Annotated in this window: 22 protein-coding genes and 2 tRNA genes; 14 read left to right on the top strand and 10 right to left on the bottom strand. The window is 73.7% G+C overall.

Annotation, left to right across the window (positions count from 1 at the left end; genetic code table 11):
- Nucleotides 1–152 precede the first annotated feature (152 nt).
- Nucleotides 153–851 carry a phosphate signaling complex protein PhoU gene (gene phoU, locus RE027_RS12035; protein ID WP_368808507.1) on the top strand — a complete coding sequence of 233 codons (699 nt, stop codon included), beginning with the start codon at nt 153–155 and terminating at the stop codon, nt 849–851.
- Between the two features lie 118 nt (nt 852–969).
- Here the strand turns inward: phoU and RE027_RS12030 are convergent, their stop codons facing one another.
- From RE027_RS12030 to RE027_RS12020, 3 genes are read right to left on the bottom strand one after another with little or no spacing between them, the layout of a single operon-like run.
- Nucleotides 970–1,728: a phosphoglyceromutase gene (locus RE027_RS12030; protein WP_368808506.1), complete on the bottom strand. Its 759-nt coding sequence runs from the start codon at nt 1,726–1,728 to the stop codon at nt 970–972.
- A 56-nt stretch (nt 1,729–1,784) separates the two neighbouring features.
- Nucleotides 1,785–2,099, bottom strand: a complete 315-nt coding sequence (locus tag RE027_RS12025; RefSeq protein WP_368808505.1) for a DUF2516 family protein — start codon at nt 2,097–2,099, stop codon at nt 1,785–1,787.
- 10 nt (nt 2,100–2,109) lie between these two features.
- A complete protein-coding gene (locus RE027_RS12020; protein ID WP_368808504.1) occupies nt 2,110–3,279 on the bottom strand; it encodes a trans-sulfuration enzyme family protein in 1,170 nt (389 codons plus the stop codon).
- Nucleotides 3,280–3,361: 82 nt separating this feature from the next.
- Here RE027_RS12020 and tmk point away from each other — a divergent pair, with 82 nt between their 5' ends.
- The 4 genes from tmk to RE027_RS12000 are packed head-to-tail and all read left to right on the top strand — an operon-like array spanning nt 3,362 to nt 7,422.
- A complete protein-coding gene (gene tmk, locus RE027_RS12015; RefSeq protein WP_368808503.1) occupies nt 3,362–4,063 on the top strand; it encodes a dTMP kinase in 702 nt (233 codons plus the stop codon).
- Nucleotides 4,060–5,199 carry a DNA polymerase III subunit delta' gene (locus RE027_RS12010; RefSeq protein ID WP_368808502.1) on the top strand — a complete coding sequence of 380 codons (1,140 nt, stop codon included), beginning with the start codon at nt 4,060–4,062 and terminating at the stop codon, nt 5,197–5,199. The genes tmk and RE027_RS12010 overlap by 4 nt, the downstream gene beginning before the upstream one ends.
- 32 nt (nt 5,200–5,231) lie before the next feature.
- A complete protein-coding gene (locus RE027_RS12005; RefSeq protein ID WP_368808501.1) occupies nt 5,232–6,812 on the top strand; it encodes an alpha/beta hydrolase in 1,581 nt (526 codons plus the stop codon).
- A gap of 31 nt (nt 6,813–6,843) precedes the next feature.
- Entirely contained in the window at nt 6,844–7,422 is a 579-nt protein-coding gene (locus tag RE027_RS12000; protein ID WP_368808500.1) for a HutD family protein, read from the top strand.
- Between the two features lie 24 nt (nt 7,423–7,446).
- Here the strand turns inward: RE027_RS12000 and RE027_RS11995 are convergent, their stop codons facing one another.
- A complete protein-coding gene (locus tag RE027_RS11995) occupies nt 7,447–8,085 on the bottom strand; it encodes a hypothetical protein (RefSeq protein WP_368808499.1) in 639 nt (212 codons plus the stop codon).
- Between the two features lie 129 nt (nt 8,086–8,214).
- A complete protein-coding gene (locus tag RE027_RS11990; RefSeq protein ID WP_368808498.1) occupies nt 8,215–8,922 on the bottom strand; it encodes an HAD-IA family hydrolase in 708 nt (235 codons plus the stop codon).
- Between the two features lie 221 nt (nt 8,923–9,143).
- On the opposite strand from RE027_RS11990, the gene RE027_RS11985 reads away from it, so the two are divergent.
- Nucleotides 9,144–9,219: transfer RNA gene (locus tag RE027_RS11985), tRNA-Thr, on the top strand.
- Between the two features lie 520 nt (nt 9,220–9,739).
- Nucleotides 9,740–10,390 carry a hypothetical protein gene (locus RE027_RS11980; protein WP_368808497.1) on the top strand — a complete coding sequence of 217 codons (651 nt, stop codon included), beginning with the start codon at nt 9,740–9,742 and terminating at the stop codon, nt 10,388–10,390.
- A 758-nt stretch (nt 10,391–11,148) separates the two neighbouring features.
- Here the strand turns inward: RE027_RS11980 and RE027_RS11975 are convergent.
- Nucleotides 11,149–12,957 carry a sensor histidine kinase gene (locus RE027_RS11975; protein WP_368808521.1) on the bottom strand — a complete coding sequence of 603 codons (1,809 nt, stop codon included), beginning with the start codon at nt 12,955–12,957 and terminating at the stop codon, nt 11,149–11,151.
- Between the two features lie 88 nt (nt 12,958–13,045).
- Here RE027_RS11975 and RE027_RS11970 point away from each other — a divergent pair, with 88 nt between their 5' ends.
- The 5 genes from RE027_RS11970 (at nt 13,046) to RE027_RS11950 (ending at nt 17,652) form a co-directional block, all read left to right on the top strand.
- Nucleotides 13,046–14,170, top strand: coding sequence for a PP2C family protein-serine/threonine phosphatase (locus tag RE027_RS11970; RefSeq protein WP_368808496.1), 1,125 nt, complete (start codon nt 13,046–13,048; stop codon nt 14,168–14,170).
- Entirely contained in the window at nt 14,167–16,122 is a 1,956-nt protein-coding gene (locus RE027_RS11965; protein ID WP_368808495.1) for a glycosyltransferase family 2 protein, read from the top strand. Before RE027_RS11970 ends, RE027_RS11965 begins: the two co-directional genes overlap by 4 nt.
- Nucleotides 16,106–16,438 (top strand): STAS domain-containing protein, encoded by a 333-nt coding sequence (locus RE027_RS11960; protein WP_368808494.1) that lies wholly within the window; start codon nt 16,106–16,108, stop codon nt 16,436–16,438. The genes RE027_RS11965 and RE027_RS11960 overlap by 17 nt, the downstream gene beginning before the upstream one ends.
- Complete coding sequence (locus tag RE027_RS11955) at nt 16,431–16,862, top strand: ATP-binding protein (protein WP_368808493.1); 432 nt, start codon at nt 16,431–16,433, stop codon at nt 16,860–16,862. Before RE027_RS11960 ends, RE027_RS11955 begins: the two co-directional genes overlap by 8 nt.
- Nucleotides 16,863–17,070: 208 nt before the next feature.
- Nucleotides 17,071–17,652 (top strand): glycosyltransferase family 2 protein, encoded by a 582-nt coding sequence (locus RE027_RS11950; RefSeq protein WP_368808492.1) that lies wholly within the window; start codon nt 17,071–17,073, stop codon nt 17,650–17,652.
- 25 nt (nt 17,653–17,677) lie between these two features.
- On the opposite strand, the gene RE027_RS11945 is transcribed toward RE027_RS11950, so the two are convergent.
- The 4 genes from RE027_RS11945 to RE027_RS11930 all read right to left on the bottom strand — a co-directional run bounded on the left by RE027_RS11945 (nt 17,678) and on the right by RE027_RS11930 (nt 21,333).
- A complete protein-coding gene (locus RE027_RS11945; protein WP_368808491.1) occupies nt 17,678–18,007 on the bottom strand; it encodes a hypothetical protein in 330 nt (109 codons plus the stop codon).
- 120 nt (nt 18,008–18,127) lie between these two features.
- The gene (locus tag RE027_RS11940) at nt 18,128–18,592 is read right to left on the bottom strand and encodes a hypothetical protein (protein ID WP_368808490.1); all 465 of its coding nucleotides are present in this window, start codon (nt 18,590–18,592) and stop codon (nt 18,128–18,130) included.
- 135 nt (nt 18,593–18,727) lie between these two features.
- Complete coding sequence (locus RE027_RS11935) at nt 18,728–19,711, bottom strand: NAD(P)H-quinone oxidoreductase (protein WP_368808489.1); 984 nt, start codon at nt 19,709–19,711, stop codon at nt 18,728–18,730.
- Nucleotides 19,712–19,896: 185 nt separating this feature from the next.
- Nucleotides 19,897–21,333, bottom strand: coding sequence for a cryptochrome/photolyase family protein (locus RE027_RS11930; protein WP_368808488.1), 1,437 nt, complete (start codon nt 21,331–21,333; stop codon nt 19,897–19,899).
- 99 nt (nt 21,334–21,432) lie between these two features.
- Between RE027_RS11930 and RE027_RS11925 the strand changes: the two genes are divergently transcribed.
- Both RE027_RS11925 and RE027_RS11920 read left to right on the top strand, forming a co-directional pair.
- Nucleotides 21,433–21,520, top strand: a tRNA-Ser gene (locus RE027_RS11925).
- A 172-nt stretch (nt 21,521–21,692) separates the two neighbouring features.
- Entirely contained in the window at nt 21,693–23,918 is a 2,226-nt protein-coding gene (locus RE027_RS11920) for a 5'-nucleotidase C-terminal domain-containing protein (RefSeq protein ID WP_368808487.1), read from the top strand.
- Nucleotides 23,919–23,932 lie beyond the last annotated feature (14 nt).

The raw sequence follows: 23,932 nt of genomic DNA, 5'->3' as shown, positions 1-23,932 counted from the left end.
GAACGTTCACCTTAGGATGAGCGAAAGTTCACCCCTGGCTGTGACCGTGGCGGCGGGTGTGCTCGCACCCAGCCCCCTCGTCATCCGTTCCGCTCCGTGCCGCACCCCGGCCGCGGGCCCGCGGACGTGCCGCATCTCGAAAGGACGCATCCGTGCGCAAGGTTTTCCAGGCAGAACTCCACCAGGTCGGGGAGGAGCTCATCCAGATCGCGACGCTCGTGCGCGAGGCCCTCGCCCGGGCCAAGGACGCCCTCCTCGACGCGGACATCCAGCTCGCCGAGGAGGTCATCTCCAACGACGCCCGGATCGACTTCCTGCAGAACGACCTCGACGAGCGCTCGATCGACATCCTCGCCCTGCAGAGCCCCGTGGCCTCGGACCTGCGGATGATCGTGGGCGCCCTGCGGATGAGCGCCTCCCTCGAGCGCGCCGGGGACCTCGCCCGCCACCTGGCCCAGGCCGTGCGCCTGCGCTACCCCGCCCCCGTCATCCCCGAGCCGCTCGTGGAGACGTTCACCCGCATGTTCGATCTCGACCTGCAGATCGTGGACCGGGTCATCCAGGTGCTCCAGACCCGCGACCTCACCCTCGCCGACGACATCTACGCACTCAAGGGCGAGGTCAACGAGCTGCACCGGTCCGTGTTCGACGCGCTCGCCGCCCCGACGTGGGACTGCCCGGTGCCCTCCGCCGTGGACATCACCCTGTGCTCCCGCTACCTCGAGCGGATCGGCGACCACGGCGTCTCGGTGACCCGCAAGGTCTCCTACCTCGTGACCGGGGACTGGGCCCCCGCCAGCTCCGACCACCCGACCGGCCACGGGCACGTGGGCCGCGACGGCGGCGAGTGACCGCCGCCCCGGGCGCGGAGCCGTCCGCGCCCGGGCACGACGAAGGGCCGGTCCCGCCGCTGCGCGGCGGGACCGGCCCTTCGTCGTGCCCGGTGGTCGTGCCCGGTGCCGGCCGGGGCTACTTCTTGCCCTGGTTGGCGACCGCCTGGATCGAGCTCGCGGCGGCCTCCGGGTCGAGGTAGGTGCCGCCGTGCACGAGCGGGCGCAGGTCCTCGTCCAGCTCGTAGTAGAGCGGGATGCCCGTGGGGATGTTCAATGCCGCGATGTCCTGGTCCGAGATGTCGTCGAGGTGCTTCACCAGCGCCCGCAGGGAGTTGCCGTGGGCCGCGACGAGCACCGTCCTCCCGGCCTGCAGGTCGGGGGCGATCTCCTGCTCCCAGTAGGGCATGAAGCGCTCCAGGACGTCCTTGAGGCACTCGGTGCGGGGCGCGCCGTCCACGTCCGCGTAGCGCGGGTCGCCGGCCTGCGAGAACTCGGAGGCGTCCTCCAGCTCGGGCGGCGGGACGTCGTAGGAGCGGCGCCAGGTCATGAACTGCTCGTCGCCGTACTCCTCGCGGATCTGGCTCTTGTCCTTGCCCTGCAGCGCACCGTAGTGGCGCTCGTTGAGCCGCCACGACCGCTTGACGGGGATCCAGTGCCGGTCCGCCCGGTCCAGCGCCAGGTGCGCGGTGGAGATCGCCCGGCGGAGCAGGGACGTGTGCAGGACGTCGGGGGCGATGCCCTTCTCGACGAGCAGCTCGCCGCCGCGGACGGCCTCCTCCCGCCCCTTCTCGGTCAGGTCCACGTCGACCCACCCGGTGAACAGGTTCTTCTCGTTCCAGTCGGACTGTCCGTGGCGGAGCAGGACGAGCTTGTGCGGTGCTGATTCGGTAGCCATGGCCCCATTCTTCCATCCGGCCGGCGGCGCAGGACAAGCGGGCGCCCCGGGACCGGTCACCAGTTGTTGGGGCCCTTGGACTCCAGGCCCACGGCCGGGCGGACGTCCGCCAGGTAGACACCCACGGCCGTGCCCGCGATGAGCAGGATGAACAGGCTGGGGTTCAGCAGCAGCAGCGTGAACACCGTGAACGCGAGGGAGCCCCCGGTGAGCGCGAGCCAGAAGCCCTTGGTGCGCTTGAAGGCGCGCTGGAACTGCTCCGGCGCCTTGGACAGGCAGTCGACGAAGGCCCAGACGGCGAGGCCCGCGACGACCAGCGCGAGAGCGATGTCGATGAGACGCACGATTGAGAAGACCCAGGGATAATCCACGAGGCCCAGCCTACCGGTCGATCGCGCGCAGGGCGCGGTCGAGGTCCTCCCAGAGGTCCTCGACGTTCTCGATGCCCACCGACAGCCGCAGCAGCGTCTCCGGCACGCTGCGCGGCTCCTCGTGGTGTCGGCGCCGGCGCTCGATCAGCGACTCCACGCCGCCGAGGGAGGTCGCGGGGGTCCACACGCGCAGGCCGTCCACCGCCGCCTCGACGGCGCCGACGTCCCCGGCGGGCACGATCGCCACGACGGAGCCGAAGCCGTCCATCTGCGCGGCGGCACGCTCGTGCCCCGGGTCCCCGGGCAGACCCGGGTAGCGGACCTCCAGCACGGCCGGGTGCTCCTGCAGCCGGCGGGCGAGCTCCCCCGCGCTGGCCGAGGAGCGCTCGATCCGCAGCGCGAGGGTGCGCATCCCCCGCAGCGCGAGCCAGGCCTCGAAGGGGCCGGGGATCGCCCCGTGCAGCGAGCGGTGCGCCTTCAGCCGGTCCCGCAGGCCGGGGTCGGAGGTGACGGCCGCCCCCAGGACGACGTCGGAGTGCCCGGCCAGGTACTTGGTCACGGAGTGCACCACCACGTCGGCGCCGTGCTCGAGCGGGCGCTGCACGAGGGGCGTCGCGAAGGTGTTGTCCACGCACGTGAGCACGCCGCGCTCCCGGGCCGCCGCGAGCAGCGCCGGGAGGTCGGCGACCTCGAGCATGGGATTGGTGGGGCTCTCGAGCCAGAGCAGGTCCGCGGCGTCGAGGGCGGCCACCACCTCCCCGGTGTCCGCGACGTCCACGGTGACGACCGTCAGCAGGCCGCGGGACTCGAGGTCGGCGGCCAGGGCCAGGGAGCCCTGGTAGCTGTGCCGGGGCATGACCAGGCACCCGCCCGCCGGAACCAGGGCGAGCACGGACGCGATCGCGGCCAGCCCCGAGGCGTAGAGCAGTCCGGGCTGCTGGGCCTGCTCGAGCCGGGCCAGGACCTCCTCGACGTCCTCCCACGTGGGGTTGGTGTAGCGCCCGTAGGCGCGGTCGGCGCCGTCGAGGCCGCCGGCCCCCCGGTAGGTCGAGGTCAGGACGATGGAGGGCCCCACCGGGGCGTCGTGCTCGGGGGCGGGCCGCCCGCCGGCCACCACCACGGTGTCCGGGCGCAGGGAGGCGGTGGAGTGGGCGGGCGGGATCTCGGGACGCGCAGTCATGGTCACAGGTTATCGGCCCGCCGGCTCCCCGGCGGCGGACGGCCGGGCCCCCGCTGTCCCCCGCGGTCGATAGGCTGAGGGGGTGACTCCCCGACCGGCTCCCGCTCCGCCGTCCTCCCCCGCACCGTCCGGGCGCGGGGTCTTCGTCGTGTTCGAGGGCGGGGACGGCGCCGGGAAGTCCACGCAGGCCAGCCGGCTCGCGGACGCCCTGCGCGCGGAGGGGCACGACGTCGTGCGCACCCGGGAGCCGGGGGGCACCCCGCTGGGCGAGCGGCTGCGGGCCCTCGTGCTCGACCCGGTGCACGGCCCGGTCGACGCCCGCACCGAGGCCCTGCTGTTCGCGGCGGCCCGGGCCGCCCACGTCGAGCAGCTGATCCGCCCCGCCCTCGCCGCCGGGCGGACCGTGGTCTGCGACCGGTTCGCCGACTCCTCCGCCGCCTACCAGGGCGCCGGCCGAGGCCTCGGGGTGGACCGCGTCGCGGAGCTCAACGCCTGGGCCACCAGCGGGCTCGTCCCGGACCTCACCGTCCTCCTCGACGTCCCGGCCGGCACGGGCCGCGCCCGCCGTGAGGCCCGCGACGGCACCCCCGGCGACCGCCTGGAGCTCGAGCCCGACGCCTTCCACGACGCCAACCGCGAGGCCTTCCTCGAGCTGGCGGGCCGGGACCCGGGCCGCTACCTCGTGCTCGACGCGACCCGGCCGGCCGAGGAGCTCGCGGCCGCCGTCCGGGACCGTCTCGCCGGGCTGCCCCGGTCCGCCGCGGCCGCGGAGGCGGCGTCGTGAGCGTGTGGGACCAGCTGCTCGGCCAGGACGCCGTGGTGGCGCAGCTGCGCCGCGCCGCGCAGGAGGACCGGCCCACCCACGCGTGGCTGTTCACCGGCCCGCCCGGCTCCGGCCGCTCCAACGCGGCCCTCGCCTTCGCGGCGGCGCTGCTGTGCGAGCAGGAGGACCCCGCGGACCGCGGCTGCGGGCACTGCCGCGCGTGCCGCACGGTCCTGGCCAGCTCGCACGCGGACCTGACCCACTTCGTCACCGAGAACCCGCAGATCACCATCGACGAGGCCCGGGAGCTCGTGGTCCGCGCCCAGGACCGGCCCTCGGTGGGCCGCTGGCGCGTGATGGTGATCGAGGACGCCGACCGGATGGTGGAGCGCACCTCGAACGTCATGCTCAAGGCCATCGAGGAGCCCCCGCCGAACACGATCTGGCTGCTGTGCGCCCCGAGCCCGATGGACGTGCTCGTGACCATCCGCTCCCGCTGCCGTCCCGCCACCCTGAAGGTGCCCGCGGTGGAGGACGTGGCGGAGCTGCTCATCCGCCGGCACGGGGTGCCCCGGCAGCGCGCGCAGGAGAGCGCCCGGCTGGCCCAGTCCCACGTGGGGATCGCCAAGCGGCTCGCCCTCTACGACGACGCCCGGACGCGGCGGCAGGAGGTCGTGTCCATGCCGCTGAAGCTCTCCGGGGTGCCGGACGCCGTGCGCGCCGCGGACCGGCTGCACAAGATCGCGGTCGAGGAGTCCCAGGCGGACGCCGAGGCCCGCAACGAGTCGGAGCGCCAGCAGCTGCTCGTGGCGCTCGGCGCCCCGGAGTCGGGCCGGGTCCCGCCGGCCATCCGCGGGGCCCTGAACCGGCTCGAGGCGGACCAGAAGCGGCGGTCCCGGCGGATCCAGACGGACACCCTCGACCGCTTCCTCATCGACCTCACCACCTTCTACCGCGACGTCCTGACCCTGCAGCTGCGCACGGGCTCCGGTCTGGTCAACGAGCACCTGGCCCAGCAGCTGCAGGACCACGCGTCCAACGCGACCCCCGAGCAGACCCTGCAGCGCATCGACGCGATCAGCCGGACCCGCGACCGGATCCGCACCAACGTCAGCGCCCAGCTCGCCTTCGAGGCGATGGCCGTCTCCCTCCTCTGACCCCGTCCGACTCCCGTCCCCCGAGGAGCCCCATGATCCGCCGCACCGCGTCACCGCGCCGCGTTTCCCTGCCCGCCGCGGCCGCGCTGACCGCGGCGGGCCTGCTCCTGAGCGGCTGCTCGTCCCCCGGCGCCACGGCCGGCCCCACCTCGGGGGGCGCGAGCGGCGCCGTCGTGGAGGGCGCTCCCGAGGAGCTCCAGCGGTACTACACCCAGGCGGTCGACTGGGGGGCCTGCGAGTTCGAGGTCCAGACGAACGGCGCGGAGGACGACCTCCGGTGTGCCGAGGTCGAGGTGCCCCTGGACTACGAGAACCCCGCCGGGGAGACCACCACCGTGGTGATGTCCCGGCTGGCCGCCGACGGGGACGCCCGCGGCAGCCTGCTCATCAACCCGGGCGGACCCGGCGCCTCCGGAGTGGACGCGATGCTCTACGCCGAGCACACGGTCACGCGCGACGTGCGGCGGGCCTACGACGTGGTGGGCTTCGACCCGCGCGGCGTGGGCCGCTCCGCGGGGATCGAGTGCCTCGACGACGCCGAGCTGGACGCGTGGCGCGCCGAGCCGATGTTCGACCCGCAGTCGCGGCCCGCGGACGAGATCCGCGAGGAGTACGGGCGCCTCGGTGCGCAGTGCGTGCAGAACTCCGGCGAGCTGGTGGCCGAGATGGACACCGCGAGCGCCGCCCGGGACATGGACGTCCTGCGGGCGGTCCTCGGCGACGAGCGGACCACCTACCTGGGCTTCTCCTACGGCACGCACCTGGGCGCCGTGTACGCCGACCTGTTCCCGGAGCGGGTGGGGCGGCTCGTGCTCGACGGCGGCGTGGACCCCACCCTCAGCGACATGGAGGCCACCGCGGACCAGGCCGCGGGCTTCGAGGAGAACCTGCGGCACTGGGTGCAAGTGTGCCAGGACGAGATGCGCGGCTGCGTGGTCGACGGGTCGGGCGTGGACGAGGCGACGGCCCGGATCCAGGACCTCATCGCCTCGGTCGAGGAGGGCACCGTGACCGCGGCGGACGGGCGCCGGGTCACCGCCACGAACGTGGTCGAGGGCATCCTGACCCCGCTGTACACGACCACGAGCTACCCGCAGCTCAACGAGGCCCTCGGGAAGGCCTTCGACGGGGACTTCTCCCGGCTGCTGGCCCTGTCCGACGCCACCCACGGGCGCGACGCCGAGGGCCGGTACACGAACAACACCACCATGGCCTTCACGGCGGTCACCTGCCTCGACCGCTCCGCCGAGACGGTCACCGCCGAGCAGATGGCCCGCCATCAGGAGCAGCTCGAACAGGTCGCGCCGACCTTCGGTCCCTACCTCGGCCACGGCGCCGCCGCCTGCCAGGGCTGGCCGGCGGCGCCGGCGGAGCAGGCTCCGGTGGACGCGGCGGGCGCCGACCCGATCCTGGTCGTGGGCACCACCCACGACCCCGCGACCCCGCACCACTGGTCCGAGGCCCTCGTGGAGCAGCTGGAGAACGCGCGGCTGCTGACCTACGACAGCTACGGCCACACGGCCTACACGTCCGGCGACGAGTGCGTGCAGGACGCCGTCGACGCCTACCTGCTCGACGGCGAGCTGCCCGATGAGGGGACGACGTGTTCCTGATCCCGCCCGCGACCCCCGACCGGAGGCTCCCGTGACCGATCCGACCCCCGTTCCCGGCCCCGTCCTGCTGCGCGCCGGCGACCTGCCCGTCACCCGCAGCGGAGACCGGCCGGTGCGCCGGATCGCCGCCGGGGGCCCGCCCGGCGGCGGCTGGACGGTGTCCCTGCTCGACCTCGAGCGCCCCGGCGTCCTGCCCGCCACCGCAGGGGCGGAGCGCGTGCTGACCGTCGTCGACGGCGAGCTGCTCGTGCTCGACGTCGACGGGCGGGAACAGGGGCTGGAGCGGCACCGGCCCTTCCGGCTCCCCGCCGACGCGCCCGTCGGCGCCGCACTGCCCACGGGCCCGGTCCGCGCGCTCGAGGTCCTGGCGGCGCGCGGGACGGCCCGGGCGCACGTGGTGGTCCTCGAGCTGTCCAGGAAAAGGCCGCACCCGGTCTTCGCGGACCAGCTGGCGGTACTGCTCTCCGGCCGTGCCGTGCTGACGGCGGGCGGGACGACGGAGGACGTCGGGGTCCACGACACCGTGCGCGGCGCCGAGCCGGAAAGCCCCGAGCTCACCGGCCGCGGCTTCCTCGCGGTCGTCTCCCTGGATCCGCCCGCGCCGGACTGAGCGCCGGCGCCCGGGCGCGTCCGGTCAGACCTCCGCCGGCGCCTCGCGCTGGTACCGGGCCCCCGCGCGGAAGGCCAGTGCCAGCAGGCCGAGGAACACCCCGACGACCAGCAGCACGCCGTCGCTGTCCCCGAAGGAGTAGCCGTTGACGAACGGCGCGCGGCCGAGCTCCACCCCGAGGTCGGCGAAGATCCTGCCCTGCGCCGCGGCGAACAGGAACGGGCCCAGCAGGGACAGTGCCACGAGCGCGAGCGAGCAGACCGCGAGCCCCGAGGTCAGGACCCGCTCGAACGGCTTGCCGATGTGGATGCGGTGGCACAGGTAGGCGAGGAAGAAGCAGATGCCGGCGAAGACCGCGGTGCCCAGGGCCAGGGTCAGCACGTAGAGGACCATGCTCGAGGGCTCCGCCCCCGTGACGCCCACGTGGACCAGGTCGTAGCCCTCCGAGCTGAGCCCCGGGGCCAGATCCCGGACGTCGGGGGCGGTCACCGCCGCGGCCTCCAGCCACAGGTCCGCCCGGCCGTGCCGAGCACTCACCCCGGCCTGGACCCCGGCCAGCAGGACGAGCAGCCCGAGCACCCCGAACGAGACCAGCAGCCCCAGGAGGAGCACGCGCTGCGAGGTCCGCCACGAGCGGCGGGGGGACGGGACTGGGCGTTCCATGGGGTCCTCTGGAAAGGTGCTGGCGGACGACGACGGGGAGCGGCGAGCCGACGACCCCCGACCAGCATGCCAGGGCACCGGGTCGAGGTCCTGCCGGCGTGTCGGGAAGGCCCTCCGGGCGGCAGCGGCTCAGCCGGACCGGAGCGGGGGCACCCCGACGAGACCGGGGAGGTCCCGGACGGAGTCCACCACGACGTGCGCACCGGCCGCCCGCAGGGCGTCGGCGGAGTGCGCGCCCGTGCGGACCCCGACGACGGCGGCCGACCCGGCGCGCAGGCCGGCCTGCATGTCCGCTGCCGTGTCCCCGACGACCATGACCCGGCGGACGTCGCCGAGGTCCAGCGCCAGCACCGCGGTGAGGACCATGTCCGGCCAGGGCCGTCCGCGTCCCGCGTCCGAGGGGCACAGGCTGAGGTCGGCGAGGCCCATCCAGCCCAGCCGTTCCAGGATCGTGTTCATGCTGTGCCGGTTGTAGCCGGTGGCCAGGCACACCCGCAGCCCGGCCTCGCGCAGCTCCGTGATCGCCTGCTCCGCGCCCTCGACGGGGCACACGCCCTCCGTGGCCAGGAGTTCGTCGAGGTGACGCTCGAAGTCGCGCACGGCCCGCCGCGCCCGCTCGGGCTCCGCGGCGAAGAGCTGCTCGAGCACCCCGGCCTTCGACTGCCCCAGGGTGCCGCGGACGTGGTCGAGCATCCGCCCGAACCGCTCCGAGCCCGCGTCGACGCCCAGACCGGTCACCGTCCGCTCGAAGGCCCGCTCCATGATCCCGTTGTCGTGGAACACGGTCCCGGACATGTCCAGGAACGCCAGCTCGAGGTCCTGCGCCGTCTCGCCCACCGGGGCCCTCCTGTTCCGGGGAAGCACCAGCGGCCCGCCCCGTCGTCGTGTCCGTCCATGCTGCGCCCCGCGCCGCGGAGCCGGTAGGCGCCCCGGCCGAAGAGCGGATGAACACGCGGGGAACGTCCGCAACGCACCGGTGCGGGCCGGATTGGGGACGCCCCGGCGCTCTCTGCTACAGTTTCATCTGCACTGATCCCGTCCTCGACGGCGACGTGCGCGCCTCCTTAGCTCAGTCGGTAGAGCGTTTCACTCGTAATGAAAAGGTCGTCGGTTCGATTCCGACAGGAGGCTCCACGAGAAGAACCCCGTCTCCCGCTCGTCGGGGAGGCGGGGTTTTTCCACTGCTTGTCATCTGTCTGACCTGACCTCCTGGCGCGCCCATGCGCTCCGCTCGTTCCGGGACCATGCACCAGACGCCGGACACCTTCGGGACGCCTCAGCACGGCAGTGCGGACACCACCCGGGCGGTCCCCACGACGTACGGTGCGGCCAGACGTCACAGTCGCGTCACCGCAGGTCACCGCCCTGTATGTGGCATGGACCCGGCCGTACGCTGAGGCAATTCCGGGCGATCGGCCACGACGAACGACTTTGGCGGTGCAGCATGCAACTCCGTTCCCGACAGCAGCTCTGCACGCTCGTCCTGGCCGGAGCGGCACTGGCCACGTCGGCCTGCGACGCTTCGTCCTCCGACCCTCCCCCGGCCGCCCCCGCCCCGACCTCGTCGGGCTCGGCGCCCCCGGCGAACTCCCCGACCCCTCGGGCCAGCGAATCGGACGAGCCCCCGGCGTCACGCATCCTGAACTGGCTCCGCATGGGACCCGTCGGGGAGGGCACCCCACTGTGGTACGACCCCCTGAAGGACGGCAACTGCGGCGACGAGCAGTTGCTTGCCTCCCGTGTCCAGCCCATACCTCGAGCCGGCGCCATCCTGTGCGAGGCCGCCATGACCAACGACCCCGAGCTGTGGCGCCAGGGTGAAGAGGCTCTGGCCGCCGCTCCGGCACCCGGCAGCTGCTGGGAGGAGGAGACCGTGTCGGGCCTGCAGCGGCTGGTCGAGTTCCACCGCCGGGAACCGGAGGCGGTTCCCGACCTCCAGGTCCCCGCTGGCACCGCCTGCCCCCTCGTCCTGGATGGTCTCGTGTCCCCCCTGGCCCCCGGGGTCGAGGGACTGGAGATCCCTGTCTCGACCTGTGGGGGTGCTCCGGTCTTCCTGCAGGGCAACATCGAATGGGTGCCGCCCGAGGGCATCCGCGCCGTGTCGGTGGGCACCACGAGCGTGCCGGTGCAGGAGGGCAACGGGGGCCTGTTCTTCCGCGCCCCTCCGTCCGACGTGGTCGGCCATGTCCCGGTCTCCGTCTCGGACGCGGACTGGTCCGTCGGTGGACAGGGCTACCTCGTGTACGAGGTGCCGGCCACCGCCTGTCCCGTCCCGCCGACAGCCGTGCCGACGCCCGCGTCCTAGAGTCCACAGTGGCGCAGCAGAAACCGGAGCAGTCGCCGCTCTGGGCACGCGTGCTCCAGGTGGTCTCGGAGCTGGGTGTGGCGGTGAGTCTGCTCACCGCCCTGCTCCTCTACTACGGCTGGGTCCGCGCTCGCGCCCAGGCCGAGAAGATGGGCCTGGACGTGAACCTCTTCGGGTACACCACCCAGGACTACCTCCTGCTGAGCATCAGTTCCCTGTACGTCCAGCTCTTCTGGATCGCCGTGGCCGTCCTCGGCGGCGTGTGGGTGGACCGCAGGATCCGCGACCGCATCGACGCCCGTGTCCGCAGGTCCGGAAGCGCGCCGATGGTGCGGTGGGCGCGCCGGGGGATGTGGTTCTTCATCGGCCTGGCCCTCGCGATCCGGGTCCTCGGCCACGACTTCCTGAGGGAGGATGCCTGGCTCATTGTCTTCCCCATGGTGCTGTGCGTCCTGGGTGCCATATGGGCCGCAGGCATCCGGCGGCGCCTCACCGCTTCTGACGAGCGGCCCGCTTCACCGGACCGGCAGTTCCTGGGGGGCGTCGCGCTGGTGTCCGTGGTCGCCCTTCTGGTCTTCTGGGGCACGTCCTCCTTCGCCGAGACCATGGGCAGGGACATGGCCTACGACCTGGAGGACAAGCTGGAGAGAATGCCGCGGACGACCGTCTACAGCGAGGAGCCCCTGCACATTGGTCTCGAACGGGTCCGTGTGCAGGAACTGGGCGGCGCGGACGACCCGCTCTACCGCTACGACGGGCTACGGCTGCTCACCCTGCGGGGCGGCCGGTACTTCCTCCTGCCCGAGAACTGGACCGTCGACGACAGCGAGGTCCTGGTGCTGCCCGACGACGACTCGATCCGCCTCGAGTACAGCCGATGATCCTGCCTGCTCCGTCCGGGCACCGTCGCCCACGGCGGTGGGACCGCCCACCGGCAGAGTGACCGTGAAGACGGTGCCCTCCCCCAGGACGCTGTCGCAGCGGATGGTGCCGCCGTGGCGCTCGACGATCTCGCGCGCGACCGCCAGGCCCAGGCCCAGCCCCGGGATCGCGCTCATCCGGGCGTTGGTGCTGCGGAAGAAGCGGCCGAACACCTCCTCGGCGTCCTCCGGCCGCATGCCCATGCCCCGGTCGGCCACCCGGAGCTGCACGGACGACTCGCCGGGGGTGACGTGCACCGTGACGGGCCCGCCGGAGGGCGAGTACTTGATCGCGTTCGAGAACAGGTTGTCCAGCACCTGGCCGATGCGCACGGGGTCGCAGTCCAGGACGAGGCGCGGCGGCGCCTCGACGTGCAGGTCGACCCCTCCACCGGCGGCCCGGGGCCCGGCCGCGGCGACGGACTGTTCGACCACCTGGACGAGGTCGGTGGGCACCGGCTGCGGCTCCAGCGCCGAGCTTGCCGTGCGGAGCAGGTCCTCCACCAGGACGAGCAGCTGGTCCGCGTTGCGCTCGATGACCTCCAGACCGGAGCGGACGTGCCCGGGCAGCCCGTCGTCCATGGCCAGCAGCTCGGTGTAGCCCCGGATCGAGGTCAGCGGCGTGCGCAGCTCGTGCGAGACCCCGGCCAGGAAGTCGTCCTTGGCCTGCAGCGCCGCCACGAGCTCCGTGACGTCGTTGAAGGACAGGACGGAGCCCTCCGGGCGTCCCTCGTCGTCGCGCATGACCCGCGCCGAGACGGAGAGCACGCGCTGGACGGGCGGTTGACCGGCCCAGACCAGGTAGTCCGAGAAGGACTCCCCACGCACGGCCCGGGCGGCCGGGCGCTGCTCCGCGGGCAGCGGCGTCCCGTCCCCGTCCGCGTGGACGTGCAGGTCCGCCTCGGCGCCGTCGTGCATCCCGTCCGGCATGGAGAGCTCGTGGATCCGGCGCTGCCGGCGGTTCATCAGGACGTCGTGGCCGCCCTCGTCGACGGCGAGCACCCCCACGTCCACGGCCTCCACGATCGCGTGGAGCAGTCGTTCCCGGCGCGCTGTCTCGGCCAGCAGACGGCGCAGCTCCGCGTCCTTGGCCTCGAGCTCGGCGTTCTGGCCCTCCATGCTGTTGGAGAGCACCTGGACGGTGAGCCCGATGCTCAGGAGCATGAGCGGGATCAGCAGCGGCGCCGTGAGCACCTGCGCGGTGAGCGGCCGCGGCGGGGCGAAGAGCGGCACCCAGACCATGGCGAGGGTCAGCAGGAAGCCGAGCGGGGCGGCGGCCCGGGGCAGCCGCCCCGAGCCGGCGAGCCAGACGACGGGGAACGCCGCCATGATGCCCACCCCGGTCACCCAGGTCAGGGTCGCCTCCCGGAGCAGTGTGAGGGGGACGAAGTCGAGGACGGGGACGGCCAGGAACGCCCCGTCGGGCAGCCGATCCCACGGCACGAGCACGCACAGGGCGGTCAGCACCAGTGTCAGTCCCAGCGCCAGGTGGATCAGCAGGTCGTCCCGCAGGGGCTCGTGCGCCACCCAGAGACCGAGGACGAGCACGACCGTGGTGACGGTGAACGGCAGCTGGCTCAGCAGCACGCGCCGGCGCATCGACAGTTCGTGGAAGCTGAGCCGGTCGAGGGACAGGACGGTGAGCATGCGGTCCACGGGAATCACTTCCGACGGGGGCGGGCCATCCCCGGAGGGTCGGGATGACATTTGCAAAGATTAGCGGCTTAATGGGGCCATGACCCCCTCCCCCCAGGGTCGCCGAGCCGTCGTCATCGAAGATCACGACGACATCCGCAACCTCCTCGCCCAGACCATCGGCATGCGCGGTTTCGCCGTGACCACGGCCGCCACCGGCCGTGAGGGGATCGAGGCCGTCCGCCGGGACGGCGCCGACCTCATCACCCTCGACCTGAACCTGCCGGACCTCGACGGCCTGGAGGTCTGCCGGCGGGTGCGGGAGTTCTCGGACGCCTACCTCCTCATGGTCACCGCCCGCCCGGGGGAGATCGACCGGCTCGAGGGCCTGGAGCTCGGGGCCGACGACTACATCAGCAAACCGTTCAGCCCCCGCGAGCTGCAGGCGCGGATCGAGGCGATGTTCCGCCGCCCGCGCGCCCGGGCCGAGCAGGCCGACGCGGAGGAGCTGCGCCGCGCGGCCGAGGTCCAGCGCAGCCTCCTGCCCGCGTCCGCCCCGGTCGTGGCCGGCTACGACGTCGCCGGCGCGTGCCGGCCCTCCCGCAGCGTGGGCGGGGACTTCTTCGACTGGTACGCCACCGGGGGCGGGCTGCAGGTCTCCCTGGCCGACGCCATGGGCAAGGGCATGGGCGCCGCGCTCATCGCCGCCACGGTCCGGGCGGTGCTGCGCTCGGCCGCCGGGCAGCCCGACATGGAGCAGGCCTTCCGGGACACCTGCCGCCACCTCGAGAGCGACCTCGCCCACTCCGACTCCTTCGTGACGCTCTTCCACGCCCGCCTGGACACCGCCCGCGGGGTCGTCGACTACGTCGACGCGGGCCACGGCCTGGGACTGCACGTCCGCGCGGACGGCGTCGACCGGCTCCGCCCGGGCGGCCCGCCCGTGGGCGCGGTGCCCGGCACGCACTGGACGCCCGGCCGCTTCGTCCTGGCGCCCGGCGACGCCCTCGTCGTCGTCAGCGACGGGCTCCTCGACGCCTACGAGGACGTGGACGAGGCCGTGCGCGCCGTGGCGGAGGCGGCGGCCCGCGGCGCGGACGCCCAGGCGGTCTGCACGGCCGTGCTCGACCTCGCCCGCGGCGACGTCCCGGGCGAGGAGGTCGCGGGCGACGACGTGACCGCGGTGGTCCTCCGGAGGCTGCCGGCGCCGGGAGACGTGGCATGAACCGCTTCCTCGTCCGGCTGCTGGTCCTGCTGACGGTGCTGCTGGGCGTCAACTACGTGACCTGGCGCTGGCTCGAGTCGCTGAACTGGTCGGCGTGGTGGATCGCGGTGCCGCTGGTGCTGGCCGAGACGTACAGCCTGATCGATGTGTGCCTGTTCGGGACGACCGTGTGGCGGCTCCGGCGCCGGGGGGACGCCCCTCCCCCGCCCCCGGGCGCCACGGTGGACGTCTTCATCACCACGTACAACGAGCCGCTGGAGATGGTCATGGACACGGCGCTGGCGGCGCAGCGGATCCGCCACCCGCACGAGACCTGGATCCTCGACGACGGCGCCCGGCCCGAGCTGGAGGCGCTCGCCGCACGGCACGGGCTGGGCTACCTGACCCGCAGCGCGGACTGGGCCGACCGGCCCCGGCACGCCAAGGCCGGCAACCTCAACAACGCCCTGATGCTCACCCAGGGCGAGTTCCTGCTCATCCTCGACGCCGACCAGGTGCCGGACCCGCGGATCCTGGACAAGACCCTCGGCTGGTTCAACGACCGCAAGGTGGCGCTCGTCCAGACGCCCCAGTGGTTCGTCAACGTCCCGGAGCACGACCCGCTGGGCAGCCAGGCCCCGCTGTTCTACGGCCCCATCCAGCAGGGCAAGGACGGCTGGAACGCCGCCTTCTTCTGCGGCTCCAACGCGATCCTGCGCCGCGAGGCGCTCATGCAGCTCGGGCTCTCCGGCTACGTCCGGGAGGTCGAGCAGGACGTGAAGGACTCCCTGGCCCGCACCCGGGCGGCCCTGCGCCGGGCCCGGAAGTCCCCCGAGGCTGCCCATCCCGTGGTCGCGGGCATGCTCGACGACGTCGAGGCCGCCGCCCGCCGTGCCCGTGCCGAGCTCAAGGCCGGCGCCCCGCTCACCGAGCTGACCTACCGCCTGCAGCGGGAGGTGGACGCCGCCGCCCGGCGGACCGTCACGCAGGACTTCTCCCAAATCGAGGCGGACCTCGCCTCGATCGCGGCCCTGGACCTGCCCCCCGAGGACGGCATGGTGTGGCCGGACGATCTCGCCTCGGCGGTGGACCGGATGTCACGCCGCGACCTGTCCCCGCTGGCGGCCGTGGAGCCGGTCCGCCAGGTCCTCGAGGCGATCTCCGTGGAGCGCCCCGGGGAGGCCCTGCCGGTGATGCCCCTGGCCACGATCTCGGTCACCGAGGACATGGCCACCGCGATGCGCCTGCACGGCCTGGGCTGGCGCAGCGTCTACCACCACGAGGTGCTCGCCCACGGGCTGGCCCCCGAGGACCTGGGGACCATGCTCACCCAGCGCCTGCGCTGGGCGCAGGGCACCATCCAGGTGCTGCTGCGCGAGAACCCGCTGCTGCAGCGCCGGCTCGGGGCGGGACAGCGGCTGATGTACTTCGCCACCATGTGGAGCTACCTCAGCGGCTTCGCGGCCGTGGTCTACTTCGCCGCCCCGATCGTCTACCTGGTCCTGGGCGTGCTGCCCGTCACCAGCCTCAGCGCGGACTTCTTCGTCCGGTTCATCCCCTTCATGGTGGTGAACCAGCTGCTGTTCCTGGTGGTGGGCCGCGGCATCCCCACGTGGCGCGGACAGCAGTACAGCCTCGCCCTGTTCCCCGTCTGGATCAGGGCGTGCACCACGGCCGCGCGCAACGTGTGGTTCGGCCGCCCGCTCGGCTTCGCCGTGACCCCGAAGGTCCGGCAGGACAGCGGCCCCGCGTGGCACCTGATCCGCCCGCAGCTGGTGGTGATGGGACTGCTCACGGCGGCTCTCGTGGTGGGCACGGTCCGCCTGGCGGTGGGGCTGAACGAACCGGTGGGCACCCTGGTCAACGTGGCCTGGGTCGCCTTCGACCTGGTGGTGCTGAGCGTGCTCGTCACCGCCGCGAGATACACGGGTCACGACCCGCAGGAGAGGAATGCCGATGCAGTTCACGGTTGAGCAGAAGCCGACGTTCGCCCACATCACGGGCACCGGACGGCTCAACATGGTGGGGGCCCCGAAGCTCCGGGAGGTGGTGACCCAGGTCGTCAGCGACGGGAGCAACCACGTGGTCGTCGACCTCGGGGGCACCGAGTTCATGGACTCCTCCGGTCTGGGCGCCCTCATCGGGTGCCTGAAGCTGGCCCGCCAGGCCGGCGGCGACCTGCGGATCGCGAACGTCCGGCCCCAGGTGCGCATGGTCCTCGAGCTGACGAGCATGAACCGCGTGCTCACCCCCTACGACAGCGCCGACGCTGCGTTCGCCGATGACTGAGACCTCGCCCCGGCGCTCCCGGCGCGGTCCCGCCACCGCCCGGACCGTGGACGCCCTGCACGAGGACCTCGACGCCCTGTGGGAGGAAGCCCCTCACGTGCCCGACACCGACCGGATGGCCTTCACGCTGGCGGTCATGGAGGCGGCCGGCAACGTGGTGGTCCACGCGGTGCCCGCCGCGGAGGCGCCCATCGAGCTCGAGGTGGAACTCGCCGCCGGCCCGCACCGGCTGGAGGCGAGGATCTACGAGATCGGCGCCGCTGCGGCCGAGGTGGACCTCGACCGGGCCATGGCCGGGGAGCACCTCGAGTCCGGCCGGGGACTGGCCATGATCCAGGCCCTCGTGAGCCGGGTGGTGTTCGAGCGGCACGGGGACACGAACGTCTGGAAGCTGTGCCGGGAGTGCGGTCCGGACGGGTCGTAGCCCTCTCTCGGGAGTGGCCCGGCGGACGCAATGTCCCCTGATTTGCCTATGTGAATTGTCCGTCGTGACGCCTAGAATTGGCGGCAGGACAGCAAGTCAGGGGGCTACCGTTGTCATCTTCAGCACCGATCCGGGGGGCCGGTCCGGCCTCCCGCCGCGGGGAGTTCCGGCGGCGGGACGCGCACAGGACGAACAGGGGCAGCTCGTCATGATCGCCGCCATCATTCCCGCCCACGACGCGGCCGGCCGCGTCGAGCACGCGGTGACCTCGCTCCACCGCCAGACCCGCCCGCCGGAGCGCATCCTCGTCATGTCGGACGGCTCCACGGACGCCACGGTGGACGTGGCCCTCCAGGCCGGGGCCGAGGTCCTGCTCACCGTCGACAACCTGCACCACCGGGCCGGGGCGCTCAACCAGGCCCTGGGCACCGTCCGGATGGAGGCCGACGACCTCGTCCTGCTGCTCGACCCGGACGTCCAGCTGCCGCCGGGCTTCCTGGCCCGCGCCCTGACGGCGCTGGAGGACCGGAACGTGGGCGCCGTCTCCGCCCGGGCCGCCGCCGCCGGAGGCGTCGCGGCTCTGATCCGGTGGCGCGCGCTCGAGGACGTCCACCGGTCGTTCGGCCGCTACTGCGACGAGGGGCCGGTGACCGGGCAGATGCGCCTCGCCCTGGACCTGGAGGCGGTCGGCTGGCGCCTGTGCACGCCGCTGGAGGCCGAGCAGGACGCCGCCCCCGTCATTCCGGTCGGGCTGCTCCGAGACGCCCGGGCACAGCCGGCGGCCGCCTGAGCCGCAGGCGGTCCCGACCGGCCGCTCAGGGCCGGGCGGCGCGTCCGACGACCACGGCCGCCGCCCCGGCCAGCACCGTGGTGGTCAGGCACCCGATCGGGATGGGCAGGCAGCACCCGCCCACCGAGACGTTCGTGCCCCGCCGGGTGCGGGTCGTGTAGCGCGGGAACGGCAGCATCCGCAGACCGGATCGGTGACCGCCGCGGCCGTAGGGCCCGCCCCGGTAGCCGGGCAGGTCGTAGCCGGGGGCACCGTGGCCGGGCCCTCGCGGACCGGGGCGGCCGAGCCTCGAGCGGGCCCAGCGGGAGTCGAAGTCGTCGTCGGCCGCGCGGTAGTCGAACCCTGAAGCGTTCATGTCGTCCATCAAACCATCAGCAGGCTGTTGGGTCCATCCCCTGGCCCGCGGCTCCCGGAGATCGTCGGGGACGGCCGGGTCCTGCGCAGCGGGCCCGGGCGCCGGTGCAGCCGGTGGTGCTCAGCCCCGTTCCAGCAGCTCCCGCGCCCGCTCTACGTGCCCCCGCACCGCCTCGGCCCGGCGGACCACCGCGTCCAGTCGATGGGCCGCGGTCTCCTCGTCGGCGCGCATGAACCGCGCCATGGTGAGCGCCTCCGCGGCCTGGGCCATCGCGTTGCCGGCCCGGGAGAGCTCACGGTGGACGTCGTTGAGGTAGCCGCCCGTGGAGGCGGGGATGTCGTGGCTGGTGCTGGGTGCCGTGCGCTGCGCCGCGGTGCAGATCGCCCGCACCTCCGGCAGCAGGTCGGCGAGCTCGTTGGCCGTGGGCACCACGGACTGGGCGAGCGCCTTGTCGGGAAGGGTCTCGAGGATCTGGTGGAAACGGTCCAGACCTCGTCGGAACCGGTCGTGGGCGCGGCGCCACACGCCCAGACCCAGTTCGGCCTCGTCACGGCGAGCGGCGCGGTAGTCGCGCAGGAATGCCACGGGCGGTCCTTTCGGGAGGGAACAGTCCATCCTAAGGGGATCGGTGCGGCGCCCCGCGCGCCGGGACACCGGGGTGCGGGACGCGCGGGGCGCCCCCGGGCACGGGCGGCCCGGGGGCGGGGACGGCACGGGTGCTCAGGGGGTGAGCAGGACCTTGCCGATGTGCGTGCCGGAGTCGAAGTACTCGTGGGCCTGCGCCACCTCGTCCAGCGGGAAGGTCCGGTTGACCACCGGGACGATCCGTCCGGCCTCGACCTCGGGCCAGACGTGCTCGCGGAGCGCGGCCATGATCCGGGCCTTCTCCCCCGCGGGCCGGGCGCGCAGGGTCGTGCCGATGACGGCGGCGCGCTTGGCCATGAGCTTGCTCAGGTCCAGCTCCCCCGTGCGCCCGCCCTGCAGGCCGATGACGACGATCCGTCCGTTCACGGCCAGCGCGTCGAGGTTCCGGTCGAGGTACGCCCCGCCCACCACGTCGAGGACGATGTCCGCGCCGTGGCCGTCGGTCAGCTCCCGGACGCGCTCGACGAAGTCCTCCTCGCGGTAGTCGACCGTCTCGGCGCCGAGCTCCCGGGCGGCGTCCGCCTTCTCCGGGCTGCCGACCGTGGTCAGCACCCGCAGGCCCAGGGCCCGGCACATCTGGATGGCGTTGGTGCCGATCCCGCCGGTGCCGCCGTGGACGAGGACGGTCTCGCCCTGCCGGGCGGCGGCCGCCATGAAGACGTTGGAGAACACGGTGGCGCACACCTCGGGCAGCCCGGCCGCCGCCTGCGGGTCCACGCCCGCCGGGACGGGCAGGACCTGCGCGGCGGGGACCACGACCTCCTCGGCGTAGCCCCCGGAGTCCAGCAGCGCGACGACCTCGTCCCCGACCGCCGGCCCGGACCCGGCCGGGACCGAGGGCCCGAGCTCCTCCACCGTGCCCGAGACCTCGAGCCCGAAGACCTTCGAGGCACCCGGGGGGACCGGGTACCGGCCCTGGCGCTGCATGACGTCGGCCCGGTTGATGCCGGCCGCGCGGACGCGGATCCGCACGCCGTCGGGCGTGAGCTCGGGGGCGGGGACGTCGGTCACGGCGAGCACCTCCGGCCCGCCGGGGGTGGTCTCGAGCACTGCGCGCATCAGGGGGCCTTCCTGTGGGGGACGACGTGCGCTCCCCATTGTCTCCCCGCGTGCGGCCGGGGGCACCCGCAGCCGTCGGCCGTCGCCCACCGGCGAACACCGGCAGACCCCGGTGTCCATGGCGGGCGGCGGCCCGCGGCGGTGCCCGGTGGTGCCCGACGGCCGCCGGCGGCCGGCCGCGGCGCTCAGCGGATGGAGGCGTAGGCGTCCAGGGCGCGTGCGCGGCTGGCGGGCAGGTCCACGACCGGGGCAGGGTAGCCCACCGAGGGACCGAGCAGGCCCGGCTCGTGCGGGTCCACGCCGGTGTCCCCGGCTAGCTCCGGGATCCAGCGCCGGATGTAGCGGGCCTCGGGGTCGAACTTGCGCCCCTGCGTGAGCGGGTTGAAGATCCGGAAGAACGGGCTGGCGTCCGCGCCGGACCCGGCGACCCACTGCCAGTTTCCGGGCCCGGTCGCGGGGCAGGCGTCCACGAGGTGGTCCCAGAACCACTGCTCCCCGCTGCGCCAGTCGACCAGCAGGTTCTTGGTGAGCAGGGACCCGGCGACCATCCTGACCCGGTTGTGCATCCAGCCCGTGGCGAGCATCTGCCGCATCCCCGCGTCGGCCAGCGGGAAGCCGGTGCGCCCCTCCTGCCACGCCCCCAGGTCCCCGGTGGCCTCGGCCGGGTCCCGCCACGGGAACGCGTCGAACGCCGGGCGGACGTGGCGCACGTGCAGCTCCGGGACCTGGTGGAGCAGGTGCCAGTTGAACTCCCGCCAGCCCAGCTCCGTCAGGAACTTCTCCAGCCCCGGGGTGCTCCCGTGCTCGGCGCGGTGCCGCAGCGCCGCGTCCCACACCGCGAAGGGGCTGATCTCCCCCCAGCGCAGGTGCGGGGAGAGCCGGCTCGTGCCGTCGCGGTCGGGCCGGTCGTGGCCCTCGTCGTAGTCCTCGGCGCGGTCGAGGAAGTCGTCCAGCCGCTCCCACGCGGCGGCCTCGCCCGGCGTCCACGCCCCGGCCAGTCCGGCCGCGCGCCGGGCGGGGGGCAGCAGGCCCCAGTCCTCCGGGTCCTCGCCGGCGGCACGTGCCGCGACGGCCGGGTCCGCGCCCCGCCCCGCCGGCGGGGCGGGCAGCGGCTGGCGGATCTCCAGGGTGCGCAGGGCCTTCCAGAAGGGGGTGAACACCTTGTAGGGCCCGCCGGCCCCGGTGCGCAGGGCCCACGGCTCGTGCAGCAGCGACGCCTGGAAGGAGTGGGCCTCCACCCCGTGCTCCGCGCACCACTGCTTCACCCCGGCGTCCACGGCGAGCTCGGGGCCGCCGTACCGGCGGTTCCAGGTGATTCCTCCCGCACCGGTGCGGCCGAGGAGCTCGGGGACCACCTCGCCCGCGGGTCCTCGGCGCAGCACGAGCGGGATGCCCAGCTCGTCGAGGGAGGCCCGCAGGGACCGCAGCGACCCGTGCAGCCACCACCTCGACGCCGTGCCCGGTGCGCGCACGCCCGCCGACTCCTCGTCCAGGACGTAGAGGGCCACCACCTCGCCCCGCCGGCACGCGGCCTCGAGGGCGGGGTGGTCGGTGACGCGCAGGTCGTCCCGGAACCACACGATCGTCGTCGTCCCGTGGGCGGGGCTCTCGGGTGCGCTCACGCGCCCACCCTAGCCGGGGCTTTGCTGGCGTTCCCAGCTCCGTGGAAGAATGGGCGGCGCGCTCCGCCGCCCGTTCCTCCACGGCCCCGGCGAGCGCGAGGAAGGTTGTCCGAGCGGCCTAAGGAGCCGGTCTTGAAAACCGGTGTGCGGTGACCCCGTACCAAGGGTTCAAATCCCTTACCTTCCGCTCCTGCCACGGCCCCCGGCGCCCCGCGCCGGGGGCCGTGGTGCTGCCGCAGGGCTCCTGCGCCCGGCTTCCGGCACGCCGCCGAAATGTGCCCGCCACGACGCCCGGCGTTCACGTGTGCGTGCTCAAATGGGGACATCGACCCGTCACCCCGCTCCCGGAGGAGCCTCTCATGATCCTCAAGAAGCACAGTCCTGCCCTGCACGCGGCCCTGGCCGCCGGCGTCGTCACCTCGTCCGTCCTGGTCCTCCCCGCGGCGTACGCCGACGAGACCGTGGTCGCGCCGCCCAGCTCGGCTACGGACGGGCAGACGGACGTCGACCTGCTCTACTTCAACGACTACCACGGCCGGCTCGCCTCGGACCCGGTGCTCTTCGCGGGTGCGATCGAGCAGCTGCGCGCCGAGAACGAGGACGGCACGCTGCTGCTGTCCGGCGGCGACAACGTGGGCGCCTCGGAGTACGTCTCGGCCGTCCAGCAGGACAACCCCACCCTGGACGTGCTCAACGCCCTGGAGCTGGACGCCTCCGCCGTGGGCAACCACGAGTTCGACCAGGGCGTCGACGACCTCACCGGACGGATCACCGAGCGCGCCGACTTCCCCTACCTCGCGGCCAACGTCCTCGGCCCCGACGGTGCGCCCGTCACCGACGCCTCCGCGACCTTCGAGGTCGACGGCGTGAGCATCGGCGTGGTCGGCGCCGTCACCCAGCAGACCGCCACGCTCGTCTCGCCCGCCGGGATCGAGGGCATCACCTTCGGCGATCCCGTCGAGGCGGTCAACGCCGAGGCCGAGCGGCTCGAGGCGGCGGGGGCCGACGTCGTCGTGGCCCTGTACCACGAGGGCGTCGCGGACGCCTCCGACGTCCTGGCAGACCGGCTGGTGGCCGGCACCTCGGAGACCGTGGACGTGGTGTTCAACGGCCACACCCACGACGTCTACGACGAGGCCGTCGACCTCGACGGCGACGGCGACTTCGAGCGCGCCGTGCTGCAGGCCGGCTCCTACGGCGGCAGCCTCGGCCGGGTCTCCTTCAGCTACGACCGGGAGGCCGACGACGTCGACCTCACCACCGAGGTGCTCGACGTCGGCGAGACCGTCACCGCGACCGAGGACGAGCTGGTGGCCCAGTACCCCCGCGTCGCCCGGGTCGCCGAGATCGTGGCCGCGGCCGAGGCCGAGGCCGTCGAGCGGGGCAGCACCCCGGTCGGGCAGATCACCGGGGACATCACCACCGCCTACGGGCTCCGGGACGGGCAGCCGGCCCGCGACGACCGCGGCGCGGAGTCCAGCCTGGGCAACCTCGTGGCCGAGTCCATCCGCTCCACCCTCCAGGAGTCCGACGGCGTGCAGATCGGCCTGATCAACCCCGGCGGCCTGCGCGCGGACCTGATCTGGGCGGACGACCCCGGCGAGGCCGTCGATGGCGACCGCGACGGCCAGGTCACCGAGGCCGAGGTGAACCAGGTGATGCCCTTCGCCAACAACCTCAACACCGTCACCCTCACCGGCGAACAGTTCAAGCAGGTCCTCGAGCAGCAGTGGCAGCCCGAGGGCTCGTCCCGGGCCTATCTGCAGCTGGGGCTGTCGGACAACGTCTCCTACACCGCCGACCCCTCCCGGCCGGCCGGTGACCGGATCACCTCCATCACGGTCGACGGCGCGCCCTACGACCCCGCGGCCGGCTACGTCGTCGGCTCCGTCTCCTTCCTGACCTCGGGCGGCGACAACTTCACCGCGCTCGCCGAGGGCACGGACCTCACCGACACCGGCCGGATCGACCGCGAGGCCCTCGCGAGCCACATCGCCGCGAGCTCGCCGCTCAGCCCGCAGTTCGACCGACGCTCGGTCCAGCTCACCGGCGCCGCCGCCGAGGGCTGCACCGTGGGCTTCGACGTCTCCTCCCTCGACATGACCTCCCTGGGCGCTCCGGACAACACCTCGCTGTCCGTGCGCGCGGGCGGGCCGGACGGGACGGAGCTCAGCACGGTGCCGGTCTCCGACGGCGCGGCATCGGTCCGCATCGACACGACCGGGCCGGTCGACGACGCGGCCGTGTGGCTGGTCGCCGATCCCAGCGGCACCCGGGTGCGCGTGCCGGACGCCGTCCTGGACCTGGCCGCGGACTGCGCCACGGAGCCGGAGCCCACCGAGCAGCCGGCGCAGGAGCCCACGCAGGAGCCCAGCGAGGAGCCGACGCAGCAGCCGACCGAGGAGCCCACCGAGCAGCCCGCACAGGCACCCACCGACGAGCCGACGCAGCAGCCGACCGAGGAGCCCACCGACGAGCCCACCCAGGAGCCGCAGACCCCCGCCGACCTGTTCCGCGACCTGTGGCAGCAGGTCCGGTCCTGGCTGGCCCAGCTCGTCCAGTCGCTCTTCGGCCGGCTCGGCTGACCTCCGCTGATTCT

This window comes from Kocuria sabuli, from assembly GCF_040981185.1.
Lineage (GTDB): Bacteria > Actinomycetota > Actinomycetes > Actinomycetales > Micrococcaceae > Kocuria > Kocuria sabuli.
This window is presented reverse-complemented; position numbering and strand designations above follow the sequence as displayed.

Coding starts and splice junctions, on each gene's coding strand:
- RE027_RS12030 (WP_368808506.1), bottom strand. CDS start 1,728: ATGGCTACCGAATCAGCACCGCACAAGCTCGTCCTGCTCCGCCACGGA.
- RE027_RS12020 (WP_368808504.1), bottom strand. CDS start 3,279: ATGACTGCGCGTCCCGAGATCCCGCCCGCCCACTCCACCGCCTCCCTG.
- RE027_RS12005 (WP_368808501.1), top strand. CDS start 5,232: ATGATCCGCCGCACCGCGTCACCGCGCCGCGTTTCCCTGCCCGCCGCG.
- RE027_RS11995 (WP_368808499.1), bottom strand. CDS start 8,085: ATGGAACGCCCAGTCCCGTCCCCCCGCCGCTCGTGGCGGACCTCGCAG.
- RE027_RS11980 (WP_368808497.1), top strand. CDS start 9,740: ATGGGACCCGTCGGGGAGGGCACCCCACTGTGGTACGACCCCCTGAAG.
- RE027_RS11975 (WP_368808521.1), bottom strand. CDS start 12,957: ATGCTCACCGTCCTGTCCCTCGACCGGCTCAGCTTCCACGAACTGTCG.
- RE027_RS11970 (WP_368808496.1), top strand. CDS start 13,046: ATGACCCCCTCCCCCCAGGGTCGCCGAGCCGTCGTCATCGAAGATCAC.
- RE027_RS11965 (WP_368808495.1), top strand. CDS start 14,167: ATGAACCGCTTCCTCGTCCGGCTGCTGGTCCTGCTGACGGTGCTGCTG.
- RE027_RS11960 (WP_368808494.1), top strand. CDS start 16,106: ATGCAGTTCACGGTTGAGCAGAAGCCGACGTTCGCCCACATCACGGGC.
- RE027_RS11955 (WP_368808493.1), top strand. CDS start 16,431: ATGACTGAGACCTCGCCCCGGCGCTCCCGGCGCGGTCCCGCCACCGCC.
- RE027_RS11950 (WP_368808492.1), top strand. CDS start 17,071: ATGATCGCCGCCATCATTCCCGCCCACGACGCGGCCGGCCGCGTCGAG.
- RE027_RS11945 (WP_368808491.1), bottom strand. CDS start 18,007: ATGAACGCTTCAGGGTTCGACTACCGCGCGGCCGACGACGACTTCGAC.
- RE027_RS11935 (WP_368808489.1), bottom strand. CDS start 19,711: ATGCGCGCAGTGCTCGAGACCACCCCCGGCGGGCCGGAGGTGCTCGCC.
- RE027_RS11920 (WP_368808487.1), top strand. CDS start 21,693: ATGATCCTCAAGAAGCACAGTCCTGCCCTGCACGCGGCCCTGGCCGCC.